13 protein-coding genes are annotated in these 18483 nt (G+C 71.9%); 6 read left to right on the top strand and 7 right to left on the bottom strand.

Going from position 1 to position 18483, the window contains the following annotated elements; genetic code table 11:
- Nucleotides 1–501 precede the first annotated feature (501 nt).
- Both AB0I81_RS03495 and AB0I81_RS03490 read left to right on the top strand, forming a co-directional pair.
- The gene (locus AB0I81_RS03495; protein WP_360649162.1) at nt 502–2985 is read left to right on the top strand and encodes a glycoside hydrolase family 3 N-terminal domain-containing protein; all 2484 of its coding nucleotides are present in this window, start codon (nt 502–504) and stop codon (nt 2983–2985) included.
- A complete protein-coding gene (locus AB0I81_RS03490; protein ID WP_360649158.1) occupies nt 2969–3994 on the top strand; it encodes a substrate-binding domain-containing protein in 1026 nt (341 codons plus the stop codon). The genes AB0I81_RS03495 and AB0I81_RS03490 overlap by 17 nt, the downstream gene beginning before the upstream one ends.
- 106 nt (nt 3995–4100) lie before the next feature.
- On the opposite strand, the gene AB0I81_RS03485 is transcribed toward AB0I81_RS03490, so the two are convergent.
- The 5 genes from AB0I81_RS03485 to AB0I81_RS03465 are packed head-to-tail and all read right to left on the bottom strand — an operon-like array spanning nt 4101 to nt 9027.
- The gene (locus AB0I81_RS03485; protein ID WP_360649155.1) at nt 4101–4886 is read right to left on the bottom strand and encodes a siderophore-interacting protein; all 786 of its coding nucleotides are present in this window, start codon (nt 4884–4886) and stop codon (nt 4101–4103) included.
- A complete protein-coding gene (locus AB0I81_RS03480; protein WP_360649152.1) occupies nt 4876–5817 on the bottom strand; it encodes an ATP-binding cassette domain-containing protein in 942 nt (313 codons plus the stop codon). The genes AB0I81_RS03485 and AB0I81_RS03480 overlap by 11 nt, the downstream gene beginning before the upstream one ends.
- A gap of 47 nt (nt 5818–5864) precedes the next feature.
- Nucleotides 5865–6977 (bottom strand): iron chelate uptake ABC transporter family permease subunit, encoded by a 1113-nt coding sequence (locus tag AB0I81_RS03475; protein WP_360649149.1) that lies wholly within the window; start codon nt 6975–6977, stop codon nt 5865–5867.
- Entirely contained in the window at nt 6974–8026 is a 1053-nt protein-coding gene (locus AB0I81_RS03470; RefSeq protein WP_360649146.1) for an iron chelate uptake ABC transporter family permease subunit, read from the bottom strand. Before AB0I81_RS03470 ends, AB0I81_RS03475 begins: the two co-directional genes overlap by 4 nt.
- On the bottom strand, nt 8023–9027 hold the full coding sequence (locus tag AB0I81_RS03465; protein ID WP_360649143.1) for an iron-siderophore ABC transporter substrate-binding protein: 1005 nt from the start codon (nt 9025–9027) through the stop codon (nt 8023–8025). Before AB0I81_RS03465 ends, AB0I81_RS03470 begins: the two co-directional genes overlap by 4 nt.
- Before the next feature lie 229 nt (nt 9028–9256).
- On the opposite strand from AB0I81_RS03465, the gene AB0I81_RS03460 reads away from it, so the two are divergent.
- From AB0I81_RS03460 to AB0I81_RS03450, 3 genes are all read left to right on the top strand, one after another.
- On the top strand, nt 9257–10930 hold the full coding sequence (locus AB0I81_RS03460; protein WP_360649140.1) for a protein kinase: 1674 nt from the start codon (nt 9257–9259) through the stop codon (nt 10928–10930).
- Nucleotides 10931–11042: 112 nt separating this feature from the next.
- On the top strand, nt 11043–12026 hold the full coding sequence (locus AB0I81_RS03455) for a hypothetical protein (protein WP_360649137.1): 984 nt from the start codon (nt 11043–11045) through the stop codon (nt 12024–12026).
- Between the two features lie 150 nt (nt 12027–12176).
- A complete protein-coding gene (locus tag AB0I81_RS03450; protein ID WP_360649134.1) occupies nt 12177–13355 on the top strand; it encodes an FAD-dependent monooxygenase in 1179 nt (392 codons plus the stop codon).
- A gap of 1 nt (nt 13356) precedes the next feature.
- On the opposite strand, the gene AB0I81_RS03445 is transcribed toward AB0I81_RS03450, so the two are convergent.
- Together AB0I81_RS03445 and AB0I81_RS03440 are read right to left on the bottom strand one after the other, a co-directional pair.
- On the bottom strand, nt 13357–14847 hold the full coding sequence (locus tag AB0I81_RS03445) for a sugar ABC transporter ATP-binding protein (protein WP_360649131.1): 1491 nt from the start codon (nt 14845–14847) through the stop codon (nt 13357–13359).
- Nucleotides 14848–14998: 151 nt separating this feature from the next.
- Nucleotides 14999–15799 (bottom strand): DeoR/GlpR family DNA-binding transcription regulator, encoded by an 801-nt coding sequence (locus tag AB0I81_RS03440; RefSeq protein WP_360649128.1) that lies wholly within the window; start codon nt 15797–15799, stop codon nt 14999–15001.
- Between the two features lie 164 nt (nt 15800–15963).
- On the opposite strand from AB0I81_RS03440, the gene AB0I81_RS03435 reads away from it, so the two are divergent.
- Nucleotides 15964–18480 (top strand): PA14 domain-containing protein, encoded by a 2517-nt coding sequence (locus AB0I81_RS03435; RefSeq protein WP_360649125.1) that lies wholly within the window; start codon nt 15964–15966, stop codon nt 18478–18480.
- The last annotated feature ends 3 nt before the right edge of the window (nt 18481–18483 follow it).

The raw sequence follows: 18483 nt of genomic DNA, 5'->3' as shown, positions 1-18483 counted from the left end.
CCGGGGACGAGCCCGTACCGCCGCCGGCTCCGGTCTGGGTCGGCTGTGAGCCGCCACAGGCGGCGAGCGCGGCACCTAGGGGCAGCCCCATCGAGAGGCTGAGGAAGGTGCGGCGAGAAGTTCTGCTGGTCTCCACGCTGATCTCCGTACTTGAACGCCGCGGGCTGGGGGTCGCGACTCGTTGATCACTGGATGTGATGGCACGGCGGTCGTGGCTGAGCACCGTTCCGAAGCCGCTGTCCGCTCCTCCACATGACAGCCTCTCGAAACATTTTCGACATGACCGTGGGGTTCGCCAATTTAGATTTCGGCAATAAACGTGTCAAGACCTTCACGATCAGGAAACCCCTGGATTTCCGGCAGCTCACGTGTAAGGTACTTCCGCACGAGCCTTTAGCAGGTCTGCTGCATGGTGAAGGTTCCGCGCCGAGGTCGTACAGCGATGTCGAAACATTTCGAAAAACTTGCGACGACACCGCATCTCTTTAAGGAGCGCACTAGATGACGGCTCTTGATCGGACCCCGACGGAGGACCGGACCCGGCACCCGTGGCAGGACCCGGCGCTCGCCGTGGCCGACCGAGTTGAGGCCATCCTTGCGGAGATGACGCTTGAGGAGAAGATCGGTCAGCTCGGCAGCCGGTGGATCGGCAACGACATGAGCAACGCGGAGGAACCGGAGCCCGGCGAGTCGCTGAATGTCGCGCCGATGCAGGACGTGTTCGCCGCCTCCGGGAGCGTCCCCCTGGAGGAGTCGATCCGCCACGGGCTCGGGCACCTGACCCGCGTGCACGGCAGCGCGCCCCTCACCCCCGGGCAGGGCGCGGCCGAGGTCGTACGCCTGCAGCGCGCCGTCGTCGCGGCCTCCAGGCTCGGCATCCCCGCGATCGTCCACGAGGAGTGCCTGACCGGCTTCACCGCCTACGGCGCCACCGTCTATCCGGCGGCCATCGCCTGGGCCGCCACGTTCGACCCCGATCTGGTGGAGCGCATGGCCGCCGCCATCGGCAGAGATATGCGGGCCGTGGGCGTGCACCAGGGGCTGTCGCCGGTGCTGGACGTGGTGCGCGACTACCGGTGGGGGCGGGTGGAGGAGACGATGGGGGAGGACCCGTACGTCGTCGCCACCATCGGCGCCGCCTACGTGCGCGGCCTGGAGAGCGCCGGGATCATCGCCACGCTCAAGCACTTCGCCGGCTACTCCGCCTCGCGCGCCGCCCGCAACCACGGCCCCGTGCCGATGGGCCGCCGCGAGCTGATGGACATGATCCTGCCCCCGTTCGAGACCGCCATCGCGCTCGGCGGGGCCCGCTCGGTGATGAACTCCTACTCCGACGTGGACGGCGTGCCGGCCGCCGCCGACCCCTGGCTGCTGACCGAGGTGCTGCGCGAGGAGTGGGGGTTCACCGGGACCGTCGTCTCCGACTACTGGGCCGTGCCGTTCCTGGCCACCATGCATCAGGTCGCCGCCGATCCCGCCGAGGCCGGGGCGCAGGCCCTGGCGGCGGGCGTCGACGTCGAGCTGCCCGACACGCTCGGCTTCGGGCAGCACCTCGCCGAGCGGGTACGCGCCGGCGAGATTCCGCAGGCCCTGATCGACCGGGCGGCCCGCCGCCTGCTCACCCAGAAGGTCCAGCTCGGGCTGCTCGACCCGGACTGGTCGCCGGAGGGCTCGGTCGCCGGCGCGGACTCCGTGGACCTCGACTCGCCCGCCAACCGCGCCCTGGCCAGGGAGCTGGCCGAGCGCTCGGTCGTACTGCTCGACGCCGGGGACGCGCTGCCGCTGGCCGGTACGGGACGGGTCGCGCTCGTGGGGCCCGCCGCCGACGACCCCCGTACGTTCATGGGCTGCTACGCCTTCCCCAACCACGTGCTGCCCCGCCACCCCGGGCTCGGGCTCGGCGTCGAGGCGCCCAGTCTGCTGCGCGCGCTCGCCGCCGAGCTGCCCGGCGCCGAGATCCGCTACGAGCAGGGCTGCGAGGTGCGGGGCGAGGACCGCTCCGGCTTCGACGCGGCACTGTCGGCCGCCCGCGCCGCCGACGTGTGCGTGGCCGTGGTGGGCGACCTGGCGGGCCTGTTCGGGCAGGGCACCTCGGGGGAGGGCTGCGACGCCGAGGACCTGCGGCTGCCCGGGGTGCAGGCCGACCTGCTGGCCGAGCTGGCCGCCACCGGCACGCCGCTGGTCGTGGTGGTCGTCTCCGGGCGGCCGTACGCGCTGGGCGAGGTGCACGACCGTGCCGCCGGGCTCGTACAGGCGTTCATGCCCGGCGAGGAGGGCGGCGCGGCCATCGCGGGCGTGTTGTCCGGCCGGGTCCAGCCCACGGGCAGGCTGCCGGTGCAGATCCCGCGCGGCCCCGGCGGACAGCCGGGCACCTACCTGCAACCGCCGCTGGGCGCCGACAGCCACGGCATCAGCAACCTCGACCCGACGCCGCTGTTTCCCTTCGGGCACGGCGCCTCCTACACCACCTTCGAGGTCACGGACCTGCGGATCAGCCACGCCGAGGTGCCCACCGACGGCGAGTTCACCGCCACGGTCACCGTCCGCAACACCGGGGAACGGGCGGGGGAGGAGCTCGTCCAGCTCTACCTGCGCGACGTCCTGGCCCAGGTCACCCGCCCCGTCCGGCAGCTCACCGGGTACGCGAGGGTGCCGCTGGAACCAGGGCAGGCCAAGGAGGTGCGCTTCCTGGTGCACGCCGACCGCACCGCCTTCACCGGCCGCGACCTGCGCCGCCTCGTCGAGCCCGGCGAGGTCGAGGTGCTGGCCGGGACGTCGGCGGCGGACCTGCCGTGCCGTGGCGTCGTACGATTGACCGGCCCGGCCCGGCACGTCGGACACGACCGGCGGCTGGTCACACCCGCGGACGTGAGCCCGGACGCGGATGCGGCCGTGAGCCCGGACGTGGTGGGTGCGGACGCCGGCGAGGGCGCGTTCGGGCCTGCCGGTCGGCGGCAAGGGGGTGCGGATGCCCGCCAGTCCTAGGCGCGCCACGCTGGCCACGGTCGCCGCCTCCGCCGGCGTCTCGGTCGCCACCGTCTCCAAGGTGCTCAACGGCCGCAGCGACGTCTCGCCCGCCACCCGCTCGCTGGTGCAGTCGCTGCTGCAGCAGCACGACTACGTGGCGCCCGCGCCGCGCCGTGAGCCGGCCGGGCTCGCCACCGTCGAGGTGCAGTTCGACACCGATCTCAACGCCTACTCCACCGAGATCATCCAGGGCGCGGTGGCGGCCGGGGCGGAGGCGGGCGTCGGGGTCGTCGTCAGCATCAGGAGGGGCGAGGCCCGTACCACCGCCTGGGCGCGCGGGCTGGTCGCGGCCGGCCGGCGCGCGCTGATCGCCGTCACCGGCGACCTGGCCGCGGGCCAGCCCGCCGCGGTGGCCAGGGCCCGGCTGCCGCTGGTGCTCATCGACCCGCTCAACCTGCCGCGCACCCGGGTGACCAGCATCGGCTCGACCAACTTCGCCGGCGGCCTGACCGCCACCGAGCACCTGCTCTCACTCGGGCACCGGCGCATCGCCTACGTCGGCGGCCCGGCCGCCGCCGCGTGCAACCAGGCGCGGCTGGCCGGATACCGGGCGGCCATGGAGGCCGAGGGGGCGCCGGTGTTGCCCGGGTACGTGCGCTCGGGGCACTTCCGCTACCACGACGGCGTGGCGGGCGGGGCGGCGGTGCTCGACCTGCCGCACGCGCCGACGGCCATCTTCGCGGGCAGCGATGAGATGGCCGTCGGGATACTGGAGGCCGCCAGGGCGCGGGGGCTGCGCATTCCCGAGGACCTCAGCATCGTCGGGTTCGACGACACCCAGATCGCGCAGGTGACCTCGCCGCCGCTGACCACCATCCGGCAGCCGCTGCGGGAGATGGGCGGGGTCGCCCTGCGCACGGCGCTGCGGCTGGCGGCCGGGGAGAAGATCGACTCCCATCACGTGGAGCTGGCGACGGCGCTGGTCGTACGGGGTTCCACGGCTCCGGTGCCCCGGCAGTCGCCTTGAGGGGCGGGGCGGAGCAGCTTTAGGGTTTGGCTGGGCTTGGATGGGTCAGCCTGAGGGCCGGGGTGGGTCAGCCTGAAGGCCGGGTGGGTCCTGAAGGCCGGGTGGGTCAGCCGCCTTGGCCGTCGTGCCGCCAGTAGCCGCCGAAGTAGCCGCGATCGCCGTCGCAGCCGCGTTCGCGCAGGTGGCGGCGGAGGTCACGGACCGCGCCGGTCTCGCCGGCCACCCACGCGTACCAGTCCTCACCCTCGATCTCGACCGCACGCACCGCCTCCAGCAGCGACGGCCCCGCCCCCGAGCGCGGCAACCACGTGATGTCGGCCTGGCAGCGCAGGTCGAGCTCCTGGATGTCGGCCTCGGTGGGCACCTCGACGAACGCCCGCACCCGTACGTCGCCCGGCAGCGCCTCCAGGATGGCCGAGATCGCCGGCAGCGCCGTCTCGTCACCGGCGATGAGCTGCCGCCGCGCGCCGCCGGGCCGGTACTCGATGGCGGCCGCCCCCGCCTGACCCACGCCCGACCCGATGATCCCGATCACGTCGCCCTCGGCGGCCCGCAGCGCCCACGCCGAGGCGGGCCCGTGATCCCCGTGCAGCACGAAGTCCACGTCGATCTCGCCGGGCCGGTGCGCGCGGATCGTGTACGTGCGCATCACCGCCCGCTCCTCCTCCGGCGTGTCCAGCCACGACTGGTACCAGTTCGCGGCGGCCGGCAGCCGCGGCACGAGCTGGCCCGGCCGGCCGAACAGCAGCTTGATCCGCTGGTCGAAGCCACCACAGCCGACCGCGGCCACCTCGGGCCCGCCGAGCGTGATCCGGGCCATGTTCGGCGTGATCCGGCTGTTGGCCAGCACCCGGGCGTAGACGACGGCGGACTTGGGCGCCTCAGCGCTCATCGACGGGCTCTCCTTCTGGTGGTTGCACGGGATGACCGGGTTGTACGGAATGGCCGGGGTGGACGGGGTGGCTGGGTTGTACGGAATGGACGGGGTGGACGGGTTGTACGGGGTGGCCGGGTTGGACGTGGGGACCGGGCTGGACGTGGTGGCGGCCCATCGGCACGACCAGCGGGGTGCCTGACACCGGATCGTCGATCACCCGGCACTCCATGCCGAAGATCTCGCGCACGATCTCCTCGGTGACCACCTCGGCGGGCTCGCCCTCGGCCACGATCCGGCCGTCCTTCATCGCGATCAGGTGCTGGCCGTACCGGCAGGCCAGGTTGAGGTCGTGCAGGACGATTGCCACGGTGGTGCCCTCGGCCGTGTTCAGGTCGGCCATCAGGTCCAGCACCTCCACCTGGTGGCTCACGTCCAGGTACGTGGTCGGCTCGTCCAGCAGCAGAATCGGCGTGCGCTGCGCCAGCGCCGTGGCCAGCCACACCCGCTGCCGCTGCCCGCCCGACAACTCGTCGATCGAGCGCTCGGCCAGGTCGAGCACCCCGGTCGCGGACATCGCCGCCGCCACGGCCGCGTCGTCGGCCGGCGTCCACCGGCGGAACCAGCCCTGGTGCGGATAGCGGCCCCGCCCGACCAGGTCGGTCACGGTGATGCCCTCGGGCGCCGTCGGCCCTTGCGGCAGGATGCCCAGCCGCAGCGCGACCTGCCTGCTCGGCGTGTCGCCCAGGCTCCTGCCGTCCAGGTAGACGGCTCCGGCCGACGGGCTCAGCAGCCGGGCCAGGCCGCGCAGCAGCGTCGACTTCCCGCAGGCGTTCGGGCCGACGATCATCGTGATCCGGCCCCGCGGGATGCCGGTCGTCAGGCCCTTGACGACCTGGCGGTCGCCGTAGCCGAGCTCCAGCGCCTCGGTACGCAACGGGACTTCCATGACACCTTTCCTCATCCGCCCCGACCCGTCCGGTTCGAGACCGCTCCTCATCCGCCTCTTCCCGTCCGGTTCGAGACCACGAGCAACCACAGCAGGTACGGCGCGCCGACCACGCCCGTCACCACGCCGACGGGCAGTTGCGTGCCGCCGAGCGCGTGCTGGGCGGCGAAGTCGGACAGCAGCACGACCAGCGCGCCCACCAGCCCGGCGGGCAGCAGGTCCGGCCGGCCGCCGCCGGTCAGGCGCAGCGCGATCGGCCCGGACACGAACGCCACGAACGCCACCGGGCCCACCGCCGCCGTGGCCGCGCCCACCAGGGCGACGCCGGTCAGCAGGAGGGCGATGCGGCCGCGTTCGACGTTCAGGCCGAGGCCGCGGGCGGTGTCGTCGCCGAGTTGCAGGCCGTACAGGGTCCTGCCGAGCGCGAGCGCGGCCGGGACGAGCACCACGAGCGCGAGCCCGAGCGGCCCGACCTGGTGGCCGCGGCCGTTCAGGCTGCCGGTCAGCCACAGCAGCGCCTCCGTGGCGACCCGGATGTCCGCCCTGGTCATCAGGTACGACACCACGCCCGACAATCCGGCGGCCACGCCCACGCCGATCAGCGCCAGCCGGTAGCCGGAGATGCCGCGCCGCCAGGCCAGCGCGTAGATCGCGGCGGTGCTCAGCACGGAACCGCCCAGGGCGGCGGCCGACAGCGAAAGTCCGGACAGCCCGCCCACCGTGATGCCCAGCACGGCGGCGACACTCGCGCCCGACGTCACCCCGATCACGTCGGGGCTGGCCAGCGGGTTGCGCACCACCCGCTGGAAGATCGCGCCGGACAACCCGAACGCCACGCCCGCCAGCACCGCCAGCACGGCCCTGGGCAGCCGGAGCCGGTGCACGATGAAGTCCACGCCCTTGCTGCCATGGCCGGTCAGCGAGGCGATCAGGTCGGGCAGCGGGATCGCGTGGTCGCCCACGACCATGGTCAGCAGGAACGCCGCCAGCACGGCCAGCCCCAGCCCGCCCGACACCACCCACACCCGCCCGGCCCCACGCCTGCGCACCCGCACGACGACCGCCACATCGGCCGCGGTGGCGGAGGCCGTGGTGGCGGAGGCAGCGGTAGCCGAGGCCGTGGCGCCCGCTCCGGTGGCGCCGGGCTCGGTCGCGCTCACAGCCCGGCCTGCTTTCCGCGGCGGATCATCGCCACGAACACCGGCGCGCCCAGCACCGCCGTGACGATGCCCGCCTGCAGTTCGCCCGGCCGCACGACCACCCGCCCCAGCATGTCGGCGACCAGCAGGAGCAGCGGGGCGATCAGCATCGAGTACGGCAGGATCCACCGATGGTCGGGCCCGGTGATCCGCCTGGCGATGTGCGGCACCGTCAGCCCGACGAACACGATCGGCCCCGCCAGCGCCGTGGCCGTCCCGCAGAGCACCACGACCGCCAGCGCGCAGATCCCGCGCGCGACGGCCACGTTCAGCCCCCAGGCGCGGGCCAGGTCGTCGCCGATCGCGAGCGCGTTCAGCATCCGCCCGCAGCCGATCGCCAGTACCACCGCCACCAGCAGGAACGGCGCCGCCTGCACGAGGGCCGCCCCGTCGCGGCCGGCCAGCGAGCCGACCCGCCAGAACCGGAACTCCTCGTACGTCAGCGAGTCGGTGAGCAGGATGGCCGTGGTCATCGACTCCAGGGCGGCCGTCAGCGCGGCCCCGGCGAGCGCGATCTTGACCGGCGTGGCGCCCTCCCGGCCCAGCGACCCGATCGCGTACACGACGGCCGCCGCCACCGCCGCCCCCGCGAAGCTGAACCACACGTACCCGGTGAAGCTGGAGATCCCCAGCACGCTGATGCCGAAGACGACGGCCAGCGCCGCGCCCGCGTTGACGCCCAGGATGCCGGGATCGGCCAGCGGGTTCCTGGTCACGCCCTGGATCAGGGTGCCCGCGAGCCCGAGCGCGGCCCCGGCCAGCAGCCCGATGAGCGTGCGCGGGACGCGCAGCTCGAAGACGATGAGGTGGTCGGGGTCGTTCGCGTCGTAGTGGCGCAGGGCCTCCAGCACCGTGTCCCACGGCAGCGGCTTGGCGCCGACCACGAGGCTCAGCCCCGCCGCCACCACCACCGCCCCGGCCAGGACGACGATCCCCGCGGACAGCGCGGCCCCCGGCCGGGAGCGCGGCGCCGTCTGAGCGGGGACCTGAGCGGGGGCGTCCGTGCTCACTTCTTCATGGCGTCGGCGAGCAGCGGCACGACCTTGTCCAGCGCGTACGACAGGCCGGTCACCGACGTGCTGGAGAAGGCGGTGGCCACGTCACGGTCGTTCAGCACCAGCGACCGCCCCGCCTTCACCGAGGGCACGGCCTTGAACAGCGGGTCGTCGGCGATCTGCTTGCCGTTGCCGGCGATCGGGAACATGATCGTCAGATCGGAGTCGAACAGGTCCATCCGTTCCTTGGACACCGGCACGGAGAAGTCCTTGCCCGCCAGGGCCATGATCTTCGGGGAGACGACGAAGCCGAGCTTCTCCAGGAAGTCCAGCCGGCCGCCGCTGACGTACGCGCCGTAGGAGTCCCCGGTACGCGCGCCGACCGCGACCTCGGTCCCCTTGAAGGACGGGTTGTCCTGCGCGGCCTTGGCGAACTTGGCCTCCAGGTCGGCCTTGAGCTTGGCGGCCTCCTGGGACTTGCCCAGCGCCTTGCCGATCATGTCGAGCTGTTCGTCCCAGCTCGTCCGGTACGCCTGGCCGCCCTTCGGCGGGCCGATCACCGGCACGCCGAGCTCGGCGAGCTGGTCGTAGCGCTCCTTCTTGCCGCTGGCGCGGGTGTCCAGGATCAGGTCGGGCTCCAGGGCGGCCAGGGACTCCAGCTTCACCTCCAGCGTGCCCAGGATGGCCGGCGGCTTCCGGTACTCGCCCTGCACCCAGGGACCGAGCCCGTCGCCGCCGAACGCCAGCCAGTCCGCCGCCCCCACGGGCTGCACGCCCAGCGCGAAGGCCGTCTCGGCGTCGCTCCAGCCCAGCGCCACCACCTTGGCGGGGCGCTTTTCGACCGTGATGTCGCCGAACTCGGTGGGGATCGTCACGGGGAACGCGGCGTCGGCGGCGGCCGTCTCACCTGCGGGTTCGTCCGCCGGGGGAGTGGTGGCGGAGCAGGCCGCGGCGAGCGTGGCGGCCAGTGAGACGATCAGGAGCCGGAAGGCGCCTCGTGACAGGGATGGGCGCATCGGGGGAAATCCTTTACAACCGGGCATCAAAGGTTAGTTTAGGCTAACCTAAAGCCCGAAGATCGCAAGCGCCGGGTCGCGAGCTGGAACGTTGTACCTACTATGAGAAGTAGTAAAGATATCGATTGCCGCAGCCGGGCGGTTACTCGGGCGAAGGGTCTCGACACGCCGTGTGACGCCGGGATAGCGTCCTGACATTAGGATCTTTATCCGGTCAGGAGGTCCCCGCATGGAAGTTCCCGGCTACACGGAGATCCGGGAACTCGGCCACGGTGGGACCGGCCGGGTGATGCTTGCCGTACGCGACTCCGACGGGCTGGCGGTCGCGATCAAACACCTGTCCGAGCCGATGCGCGAGGACGCCGCCTTCATCGCCAGGTTCCGCTCGGAGGCCCTGGTCATCCGGGAGATCGACAGCCCCCACACCGCCCGGGTGCTGGACTACGTCGAGAGCGACGACGGCGCCGTCATCGTGATGGAGCTGGTGGAGGGCGTCACGCTGCGGCGGCTGCTGGAGCACGAGGGCGCGACGGGCGGGGAGGCCGCGCTCTCGGTGCTGAAGGGCGCGCTGCTGGGACTGGCCGAGGCGCACCGGCACGGGGTCGTGCACCGCGACTTCAAGCCCGAGAACGTCATGATCACCCAGGACGGCGACAGCAAGCTGGTCGACTTCGGCGTGGCGGCGCACTTCGGGGAGACGGCCGAGTTGTCCGGCACCCCCTCCTACATGGCCCCCGAGCAGTGGGACGACGCCCCGGCCGGCCCGCAGACCGACGTGTACGCCGCGGCCCTGGTCTTCTACGAGTGCCTGACCGGCCACCGCGCCTTCCACGCCGAGAACGTGGCCGCCCTGGCCTACCAGCACCAGCACGTGCCGCCCCCGCTGGAGGACGTCGAGGAGCCGCTGCGCCCGCTGGTCGGGCACGGCCTGGCCAAGGACCCCGCCACCCGGCCGGAGTCGGCGGAGGCGTTCCTGGAGGAACTGGAGGAGGCGGCGCGCGCCGCGTACGGGGAGGACTGGGAGCTGCGCGGACGGACCGGGCTCGCGATCCTGACCGTGCCGCTGGCCGCCTTATTGCCCAAGCCGCAGGCGGTCGCGGACGGCGGCGGCAGCACGAGCATGTTCCACAGCACGTTGTCGCCCGCGGGCAAGTTCGCCGTGACCGGCGGGCTGGTGCTGGCCACGGCCGCCGCGGTGACCTCGGCGTTCGTGATCCTGGGTGACACGCCCGAGCCCAGGGGCGGCGTCGCCCTGCCGCCCGTCTCCACGGCCCCGCCGTTCACCGGGCCGCCCGCCACGCCGACGGCGGGCGAGCCGATGCCGCAGGAGCCGACGCCCTCCGAGGCGATGCCCACGCTGAGCGAGCCGATCACGTTCACGCCGCCGATCGTGTACGAGCCGCCGACCGGCCCACCGACGGGCCCGCCCACCGGCGGGCCGCCCACGCGCGAGCCCACCCGGCAGCCCACCCGCGAACCCACCCGGCAGCCGACCAGGGAACCCACCAGGGAGCCCACGCGCGAACCGACGCGCGAGCCGACGGGGCAGCCCACGAACAACCCCGACCCGACCACCCGCCAGCCCACCACCCCGCCGCCGGCCACCGACCCGCCCGATCCGCCCGACCCGCCCGCGACGAACGAGCCGGACCCCGAACCGACGAAGGAGCAGCGGGACCCGCTGGTCTCCGTCTCGGTCGGCGTGTCGCTCGGCGTGCCGATCCTCGGCGGCGGGGGCGACGGGCTGCTGGACGCCGACGTCGGCCTGGGCGTGGGCCTCGGGGACATCGACCTCGGTCTCGGCCTGGGGCTCGGCATGGTCGTGGTGCCGGGCTCCGTGCTGCTCGGCCGGCAGATCGTGGTCCGCAGGGTGCGTAAAGGCCGCAACACGGAAAAGCCGTAAGTTTCACACCGGGACGCCTGATCGTCTACTATCGTGCGTCGAATAGAGGGCGTCCCCCGGCCTGATTACCTCATGACCGGAACCTGCCCTGCGTCCCGGGGTGAGGAGAAGTGTGGCGGTTGCGTCCTCCGCCGACCGGCTGCGCGTACCCTTCGCCGCGTTCACGACGGTCCTGCTGCTCGCCGCCGCCGTCCCGGCGCAGGCCGAGCCCAAGCCGTCGGTCAAACGGCTGAAGAAGGAGCTGGCCACGCTCCAGAAGGACTCGGACAAACTCATCACCGAGTACTACGACAGCCGGATCGCGAGCCAGCAGGCCGACAAGGCCGAGAAGGCGGCCCGCGAGAAGCTGGCCGCCGCCCAGGAGACCTACGACCTGCGCTCCACCGAACTGCGCGAGATGGCGATCGCCCGCTACACCGGCGGCGAGCCCGGCACGATCGGCCTGCTCACCGCCCGCCAGGAGGCCACCACCCTGCTCGGCAGGATGGCGCTGACCCAGCACCTGATCGACGAGCAGGACGCCATGCTGCGCGGCCACGCCGAGGTTAGGGACGCACGCAAGCGGGCCGAGGACGAGGCCGCCGCCCGCGCCGACGAGCTGGAGCGGACGGTCGAGGACCTGGAGGGGCGCAAGAAGAAGGCCGAGAAACAGATCGAGAAGATCAAGGACAAGATCGACCAGCTCTACACGGCGCCGGGCGCGCGGCCCGACGGCACGTTCGTGCCGCAGCTTCCCACGGGGAGCGACAACATCACGCCCAGGATGCAACTGGTCAAGCAGCTCATCCAGGAGCGGTTCGAGGTGCCGTACGGGATCGGGTGCTACCGCGCGATCCAGGACGGCGGCGAGCATCCGCTCGGGCGGGCCTGCGACTTCATGCTGAGCCGGGGCGGCGCGATGCCGTCGGCGGCGGAGCTGAAGCGCGGCGACGAGATCGCCGCGTGGGCGATCAAGAACGCCAGGCGGCTGGGCATCATGTACATCATCTACCGGCAGCGCATCTGGCACGTCAGAGGCGGCGGGTGGCGCACGATGTCCGACCGTGGCGGCGCGACGGCCAACCACTACGATCACCCGCACATCTCCGTTTACTGAAGGAGACCGGCCCGATCCCTCGGCGCACCGGAACGAGCCTCGCTGCGCGCGTCAGATCGCGAGTATGCCGCGCGTCACTACGCCGGGTGATATCGCCCTCGATATACGCTGAGTATCCAATCCATCGCGTTATGTCACACGGGGGCTCGTGTGAAGGTTGCCTGCGCCGGCGGCGGACCCGCCAGCCTGTACTTCTCGATCCTGATGAAACGGGTGGATCCCGCCCACGACATCACCATCCACGAACGTTGTCCCGAAGGCTCCACCTACGGCTGGGGCGTGACCTACTGGGACGACCTCTACACCACCCTGCACGCCATCGACCCCGAGTCCGCGCAGGCCATCGCCGGCAGCTCGATCCGCTGGGACACCTGGGTGGCGCACATCGGCGAGCGCCCGCGGGCCCGGATCGACCACTGGGACGGCGGCTTCGGCGTCGGCAGGGGCGAACTGCTCGCCATCCTCGCCGACCGGGCCCGCTCGCTCGGCGTGCGCATCGAGTACGAGAGCGCGATCGCCCGCGAGGAGGACCTGGCCGGCGCGGATCTGATCGTCGCGGGCGACGGAGTCAACAGCGTGCTGCGCGAGCGGCATGCCGGCCACTTCGGCACCGAGTTCGCCACCGGCCGCAACGTCTACCTGTGGCTCGGCACCACCAAGGTGTTCGAGCCGTTCACCTTCGCCTTCGCCGAGACCCCGCACGGCTGGATCTGGTGCTACGGCTACGGATACAGCCCCGACCACAGCACCTGCGTCATCGAGTGCTCGCCCGAGACCTGGGCGGGGCTCGGCTTCGACCGGTCGAGCGAGGCCGACTGCCTGGCGCAGCTGGAGAAGCTCTTCGCCGGCATCCTCGACGGGCATCCGCTGATCGGCAGGTCGAGCGCCGGCGAGGGCGCCCGCTGGCTGAACTTCCGCACCCTGACCAACGACAGGTGGCACCGGGACAACCTCGTCCTGGTCGGGGACGCCGCGCACACCACCCACTACTCCATCGGGGCGGGCACCGCGCTCGCGCTCGGGGACGCCTCCTTCCTGGTCCACGCGCTGAGCACCAGGCCGCGCCTTGAGGACGCCCTGAAGTATTACGGGCGGGAGCGCAGGGCCACCATCCGGCGCGCGCAGAAGACCGCCCGCAACAGCGCCCGCTGGTACGAGAACCTGCCGCGCTACATCGGGCTCCCGTCGGACCAGCTGCTGGACCTGCTCGGCCAGCGGCACTCCTCACTGCTGCCGTACGTGCCGCCGCGGCTCTACCACCGGCTCGACGGGGCGATCGGGTACGCGTCGTGGCTCTGTTCGAGGATCACCCGCCGCGGGGACGGGTAGATCAGTCCTTGGCCAGGGCGGCGAGCAGGCGGTCCTCGGTGACCTCGGGGCCGGTGAGCTGCTCGGTGATCGCCCCGTCGCGCAGCACCACCACGCTGTCGCAGTTGCCGACCAGCTCGGCCACGTCGGAGGAGATCAGCAGGATCGCCAGCCCGTCCACGGCCAGCTCGTCCAGCAGCGCCCGCATCTCCAGCTTGGTCGCCACGTCCACGCCCCTGGTGGGCTCGTCCAGCAGCAGCACCTTGGGATGCATGGCCAGCCACCGGGCCAGCAGCACCTTCTGCTGGTTGCCGCCGGACAGCTCACCGGCCGGCTGGCGGGGCGAGACGGCCCTGATGCCCAGCCGCCGCATGAACGTGGCCACGATGTTGTCCACCTGGGCGTCGGACACGATGCCCGCCCGCGACAACCGGGGCAGCGCGGCCAGCGCGATGTTGTCGCGCACCGACAGGGTGGGCACGATGCCCTCGGTCTTCCTGTTCTCCGGCACCAGGCCGATCCCGGCGCGCACGGCGTTCCTGATCGACCACTTGCGCACGCTCGCCCCGGCCACCGTGACCTGACCCGCGTCCACGGGCAGCACGCCCGCGATGGCGCGGGCGGTCTCGCTGCGGCCCGCGCCGAGCAGCCCGCCCAGGCCGACGACCTCGCCGGCCCGCATCGCCAGCGACACCCCGTCCAGCATGTGGTGCCGGGTCAGGCCCTTGGCCTCCAGTACGGGCGCGTCGGCGGGCACGCCGGGCTCGCCCGTCTGAGGGAGGCTCTCCACGGGGTGGAAGGGCCGGCCGAGCATGAGCGAGACCAGCCGCAGCCGGTCGAGCCCGGCCAGCGGGCCCGTGTGCACGACCCGGCCCTCGCGCAGCACGGTGACCCGGTCGCAGATCCCGTACAGCTCCTCCAGGCGGTGGGTGACGTAGATGACCGAGCGGCCCTGCTCGCGCAGCCTGGTGACGGCCCCGAACAGGGTCTCCAGCTCGGCGTGGTCGAGCGCCGTGGTGGGCTCGTCCATGATGACCAGCCGGGCGTCCGCCGAGGCGGCCCGCGCGAGCGCGACGAGCTGGCGGGCGCCCTCGCCCAGCGTGGCCAGCGGGCGGCGCACGTCCACCGCCAGCCCGTACGCGGCCAGCTCCGCCTCGGCGCGGGCGTGCACGGCCGCCGCGTCGATCAGGCCCAGGCGGCCGCGCGGCTCCCTGCCCAGCAGCAGGTTGCGGGCCACGCTCATGGTCGGTACGAGGTTCGTCTCCTGGTGGATGGTGGCGATCCCGGCCCGTCTGGCGTCGGCGGGTCCGGTGAACCTGACCGGCCCGCCGAGCAGGCGCAGCTCGCCCGCGTCCGGCTGGTGGACGCCCGACAGCACCTTGACCAGGGTGGACTTGCCCGCGGCGTTGCCGCCGATCAGGGCGTGCACCTCGCCGGCGCGTACGGACAGGGTGACGTGGTCGAGGGCGACGACACCCTGGAACGTCTTGAGAACGCCAGCCACCTGCAGCACGGTTGCCTCCGCCTCGATGGTGGTCGAGGAAGGAAACAATCCAGTAACGGGATTGTCACATTCGATCAGAACCGGGCGGTCTGCGGCGGGGCTGGACGGTCAGAACTGGGCGGCCGGCTCGGCGGTCAGAAGCGGGCGGCCGGCTCGGCGGTCAGAACTGGGCGACGTGCAGGCGGACGCCGCGCGCGCTCAGCTCGTCGAGCACGTCGCGGGGCGCGGAGTCGTCGGTGACCAGGTGGTCGATGCGGTCGGGCGGTACGGTCTGCACCATCGTGTCCACGCCGACCTTGGTGTGGTCGGCCAGCACCACGACCTCCTCCGCCGCCGCGGCCAGCGCCCGGTCAACGCCCGCGACCTGCATATTGGGCGTGGACAGGCCGCGCTCGGCGCTCAGGCCGTTGCCCGAGATGAAGGCCCTGCGCACCCGCAGCCCGGCCAGCGACTGCTCGGCCGCGCTGCCCACCAGGGCCAGGATCGAGCCGCGCACGGTGCCGCCGGTCATCATCACCTCGATCCGCGGCGAGCCGGCCAGCACCTGCGCGACCAGCAGCGAGTTGGTCACCACGGCCAGCTCGGCGTGCCTGGTCAGGCGGCGGGCGAACTCCTGCGTGGTGGTGCCGGGGCCGATCACGATGGCGTCGCCGTCCTCGACCAGGGCGCCCGCCAGGTCGGCGATGGCGGACTTCTCGGCCGACTCCAGTGACACCTTGTGCGCGTAGCCGGCCTCCCTGGACAACTCGCCCGGCAGGGTGGCGCCGCCGTGGTGGCGGTTGAGCAGGCCCTCCGACTCCAGCGCGCGCAGGTCGCGGCGGACGGTGACCTCGGAGGAGTGCACGGCCTGGGCGAGCTCGCGCAGCGACACGGCGCCGTTGGCACGCACCAACTCCAGGATGCGCTGCCGGCGTTCAGCGGCGAACACGGGTCTGCGTCCGTCGCTCTGCGTGTCGCTCACGGCCCGATCATAGTCGATCGGACAAAGGCAGTTCACCTCTGACCGAACGAGAACGATTTTGATCGGAAATCTTGACCGGCTCGGTCCGGCGGTGCTTACTTTGGAGCGTGTCAGGGTCAAAAGCTGTCCGAACCTGATCGGCGCCCTCCGAAAGGAACCCCCCGTTGCGTAAGCGCCTCGCGTTGCTGATGGCCGTACTGATGTCCGTGTTATGGCAGATGCCGGCACCCGCGTCGGCAGCCCCTCCCGAACGGAACGGGCTGCGCGGCGACTACTACCTCGCCTCGGCGGCGGGCAAGTTCGACTTCGCCGAGCTCAAGGCGAGCATCATCGACCCGAACCTGGAGATGGGAGACCTGAACCCGACGTTCAGGCTGCTGACCGGCCGGGAGGATGACGTCACCGTCCGGTGGACGGGACAGATCACGCCCAAGCACTCCGAGACCTACACCTTCTCCATCATCGGCGACAACGGCTTCCGCCTGTGGGTGGACGGACAGCCGATCATCGACCACTGGGTGGACGACTGGGACAAGGAGCAGGTCGGCACCCCGATCGCCCTGGAGGCGAACAGGAAGTACGACATCAAGGTCGAGTACTTCGAGCACTACGGCGGCGCCAACCTGCGGCTGCGCTGGCAGAGCCCCAGCCAGCCGAAGGCCATCGTGCCCATGGACGCGCTCACCGTGCCGGCGGACTTCCAGCCGGACGGCCCCTACGACGCCCGGCTGAACACCGCCGGCGACGTCGCCACGCTCACCTTCCTCAAGCCGCTCGCCGACCTGCCCGCGAACGCCGCGGAGAAGCTCAAGGTCACCGTCGGCGCCGCCACCTGGCCCGTCACCTCGGCCACGCGCAAGAGCCCGGAGACCGTGGAGCTGAAGCTGGAGCACCCGGTGCCGTCGAAGGCGGGCAGCACCGTGCGCACCTCCTACGACGGCAGCGGCGGCATCGCCTACGCCGACGGCACCCCGCTGGCGGCCTACCCGTTCGCCCACGTCGTCAACGCCTCTGCCTACGTGCTCAAGAGCAAGTGGACCGACGAGGTGGACAAGGACAACCCGCTGCCCGAGTACCCCAGGCCGCAGCTCGCCCGTGACCGCTGGCGCAGCCTCAACGGCACCTGGCAGTTCGCCCCGGCCAAGGAGGGCGAGGCCGCGCCCATCGGCAAGGACCTGCCCGAGCGCATCGTGGTGCCGTACCCGGTGGAGTCGCAGTTGTCCGGCATCGGGCGGCACGAGGAGCGCATGTGGTACCGCAGGACGTTCGAGGTGCCGCGCACCTGGCGCGGTGAGCGGCTGATGCTGCACCTGGACGCCGTGGACTGGGACGCCGCGATCTACGTCAACGGCAGGCAGGTCACCACCCACAAGGGCGGCTACGACCGGATCAGCGTGGACGTCACCTCCGCGCTCAAGCGCTCGGGCCGGCAGGAATTGGTCGTCGGCGTCACCGACCCGACCGACACCGGCGCCCAGGCCGTCGGCAAGCAGCGGCTCAACCCGGGCGGCATCTGGTACACCTCGGTGTCCGGCATCTGGCAGACCGTCTGGATCGAGCCGGTCGCCAAGGACCGCATCGAGCGCGTGGACACCACCCCCGACCTGCGCGGCCAGGCCCTGTACGTCACCGTCCAGGGCTCGCCCGGCACGGCCACCGTGATCGCCAGGGACGGCCGCAGGGTCGTCGGCGTCGTACGCGGCCAGATCGGCAAGGAGCTGCGGCTCCCCGTGCCCAACCCCAAGGTGTGGTCGCCCGAGAACCCCCACCTTTACGACCTGGAGGTCAGGCTCAAGAGCGACAAGGTGGAGTCGTACTTCGGGATGCGCTCCATCTCGGTCTCCGGCAACCGCATGTTGCTCAACGGGCAGCCGGTCTTCCAGATCGGCCCCCTCGACCAGGGCTTCTGGCCCGACGGCATCTACACGCCGCCGACCGACGAGGCCCTGCGTTACGACCTGGAGCAGACCAAGGCGCTCGGCTTCAACGCCGTGCGCAAGCACGTCAAGGTCGAGTCCGACCGCTGGTACCACCACGCCGACAAGCTCGGCCTGCTGGTCTGGCAGGACATGCCCTCGACCGTGCGCAGCACCGACAGGCCGCAGTTCGAGGCGGAGCTGAAGGAGCTGGTCGACCAGCACCGCAGCAGCCCGTCGATCATCATGTGGGTGCCGTTCAACGAAGGCTGGGGCCAGTACGACCAGGCGCGCATCGCCGACCTGGTCAAGGGCTGGGACCCCAGCCGCCTGGTGAACAACATGAGCGGCGTCAACTGCTGCGGAGCCGTGGACGGCGGCAACGGCGACGTCAAGGACTTCCACATCTACCCGGGCCCCGGCAACCCCGGCAAGCCGGCGGGCACCAGGGCGAACGTCATCGGCGAGTACGGCGGCCTGGCCCTGCCCGTGGTCGGCCACACCTGGTCCGGCGGCGGCTGGGGCTACGCGGTCGAGCCCGACCCCGAGGCCCTGACCACGCGTTACGTGAACATGGTCAAGGAGTTGGAGAGGCTGCACGCCTGCGAGCAGCTCAGCGCCGCGATCTACACCCAGACGACGGACGTCGAGACCGAGATCAACGGCCTCATGACGTACGACAGGGAGATCACCAAGCCGGACGTGAAGCGCGTCCACGACGCCCACAAGGCGCTGACCGGCGCGATCAACCCCACCTGTAGCTGAGCA

It is taken from the genome of Nonomuraea sp. NPDC050404, from assembly GCF_040655495.1.
Lineage (GTDB): Bacteria > Actinomycetota > Actinomycetes > Streptosporangiales > Streptosporangiaceae > Nonomuraea.
This window is presented reverse-complemented; position numbering and strand designations above follow the sequence as displayed.

Bases quoted from the DNA above. Each gene is read 5' to 3' on its own strand.
- AB0I81_RS03495 (WP_360649162.1), top strand. From the start codon at position 502: ATGACGGCTCTTGATCGGACCCCGACGGAGGACCGGACCCGGCACCCG.
- AB0I81_RS03490 (WP_360649158.1), top strand. From the start codon at position 2,969: ATGCCCGCCAGTCCTAGGCGCGCCACGCTGGCCACGGTCGCCGCCTCC.
- AB0I81_RS03485 (WP_360649155.1), bottom strand. From the start codon at position 4,886: ATGAGCGCTGAGGCGCCCAAGTCCGCCGTCGTCTACGCCCGGGTGCTG.
- AB0I81_RS03480 (WP_360649152.1), bottom strand. From the start codon at position 5,817: ATGGAAGTCCCGTTGCGTACCGAGGCGCTGGAGCTCGGCTACGGCGAC.
- AB0I81_RS03465 (WP_360649143.1), bottom strand. From the start codon at position 9,027: ATGCGCCCATCCCTGTCACGAGGCGCCTTCCGGCTCCTGATCGTCTCA.
- AB0I81_RS03460 (WP_360649140.1), top strand. From the start codon at position 9,257: ATGGAAGTTCCCGGCTACACGGAGATCCGGGAACTCGGCCACGGTGGG.